This is a genomic window from Paramuribaculum intestinale (genome assembly GCF_003024925.1).
Classification (GTDB): Bacteria; Bacteroidota; Bacteroidia; order Bacteroidales; family Muribaculaceae; genus Paramuribaculum; species Paramuribaculum intestinale.
Genome location: NZ_PUED01000311.1, coordinates 1 through 1,849, shown reverse-complemented (window position 1 = coordinate 1,849; position 1,849 = coordinate 1). Strand labels below are relative to the sequence as shown.

The 1,849-nt window shown below is 58.8% G+C and carries 1 protein-coding gene and 1 pseudogene; both read left to right on the top strand.

Going from position 1 to position 1,849, the window contains the following annotated elements; all coding sequences use genetic code 11:
- Positions 1-592: pseudogene (locus C5O24_RS13065) on the top strand (flavodoxin-dependent (E)-4-hydroxy-3-methylbut-2-enyl-diphosphate synthase); the annotation flags it as partial.
- A complete protein-coding gene (ribD, locus tag C5O24_RS13060) occupies positions 583-1,635 on the top strand; it encodes a bifunctional diaminohydroxyphosphoribosylaminopyrimidine deaminase/5-amino-6-(5-phosphoribosylamino)uracil reductase RibD (RefSeq protein ID WP_107035297.1) in 1,053 nt (350 codons plus the stop codon). The pseudogene C5O24_RS13065 and the gene ribD, both read left to right, overlap by 10 nt.
- The last annotated feature ends 214 nt before the right edge of the window (positions 1,636-1,849 follow it).

The window sequence follows — 1,849 nt, the reverse complement described above, 5'->3', positions numbered from 1 at the left end:
GGCCGTAGCGCCCGGACAGCCGGTGGTTCTGACCACGGAGCACCCCTTCTTCCGTGGCGCGATACGTCAGGCCATGCATCAACTGTCGGTTCACGGCAAGGACAATCCGGTCATGATCCGTGTATCCTACAAAGGTCTGACTCCCGAACAGACCATGGTGTATGCCGCGGCCGATCTCGGTCCGGCACTTCTAGACGGCTTTGCCGACGGCATACAGGTGGAATCGGACTCACTGAGCGACAGCGAATCGATAAGTCTGGCGTTCGCCATACTTCAGTCGACCCGTCAGCGCATCAGCCGCACGGAGTACATCTCGTGCCCCTCGTGCGGACGCACCATGTTTGATCTCCAGCAGACCCTTGCCGCCGTCAAGGCGGCCACGGCTTCGCTAAAGGGTCTGAAGATAGGAGTGATGGGCTGCGTGGTGAACGGTCCGGGCGAGATGGCCGACGCCGACTACGGCTATGTCGGCGCCGGTGTGGGTCGTGTGAGCCTTTATCGTGGCAAGGAGTGTGTCAGGAAAAACATTCCCGCCGAAGAGGCTGTGGATGCTCTGACCGCATTGATTAAAAGCGACGGTCGATGGACGTGACAGCCTTCGACGAAGAGATGATGCGCCGTGCCATGCAGCTTGCCCGCTGCGGCGAGCTCGGCGCATCGCCCAACCCGATGGTAGGGGCAGTGGTGACATGCGACGGCCATATCATAGGCGAGGGCTATCACCGTAAGTGCGGCGGCCCTCATGCCGAGGTCAACGCCATAGCATCGGTGGCCGATCAGCATAAATTGCCGGAAAGTGCCATATATGTGACTCTTGAGCCGTGTGCCCATTTCGGCCGCACGCCTCCGTGTGCCGATCTGATAGCCGACAAGGGTCTGAAGCGTGTGGTGGTGGGTTGTCTCGATCCCTTTGCCAAAGTCGACGGAAGGGGAGTGGAGCGTCTGCGCCGCGCCGGCATCGAAGTGGTGACCGGAGTGCTTCGTGAAGAGTGCGAGGCTCTCAATGTGAAGTTTTTCACCGCCCACCGCCGGCACCGACCCTACACGCTGCTCAAATGGGCCACGAGCGCCGACGGCTTCATGGCATCGCGTGACGGCGCTGTGAAATTTTCCACGCCGCTCACCATGCAGCTCATGCACGGGCTGCGCGCTCGCTACGATGCCATAATGACGGGCGCCGGGACCATACTGACCGACAATCCTTCGCTGACCGTGCGCGGCACGGCAGGGCGCAATCCCGCCCGTGTGGTATTAGACGCCTCCGGTGTGACCCCAGCCGGAGCGTCGGTGTATGACCCGGGTCGTGTGATATGTTTCACAGACCGGCGGCGTGATGATCTGCCTTCGCACGTGGAGCAGCAGACCGATATCGACTCCCACGACATGGCCGCTGTCATGAAGCGGCTTTATGACCTTGGATTCATATCTCTGATGGTGGAGGGTGGAGCGCGGACTCTGACGGCGGTGGCCGACAGCGGCCTGTGGGACGAGGCCCGCGTGGAGAGATCTCCCGTGAGGCTCGGCCGCGACGGGCGGTGTCTCATGCCGGCTCCCACTGGAGTGCTGAAACGCTCCGAAACGATCGACGGCAATATAATCGCGGAATATGTGAGGCCGTGTGTAGAACCGGTGTGATAACCTGTGCCGTGGGTGTGAGGCCGTGTGTGAGATTACGTATTTTAACTATGAAGGTCGCGGAGTTAATGAAAATGTTGTTAACTTCCCATCTTTTACAGTCCAAAAACGAGCAAACCCTTTTGTACATTGGCGTGAAGCCATGTGCAAAAGGGTCTATATATGTAGCACTGGAATGGGGTTATCTATATTTAACCTTTTTTAATATTAGCAA

Coding starts and splice junctions, on each gene's coding strand:
- ribD (WP_107035297.1), top strand. CDS start 583: ATGGACGTGACAGCCTTCGACGAAGAGATGATGCGCCGTGCCATGCAG.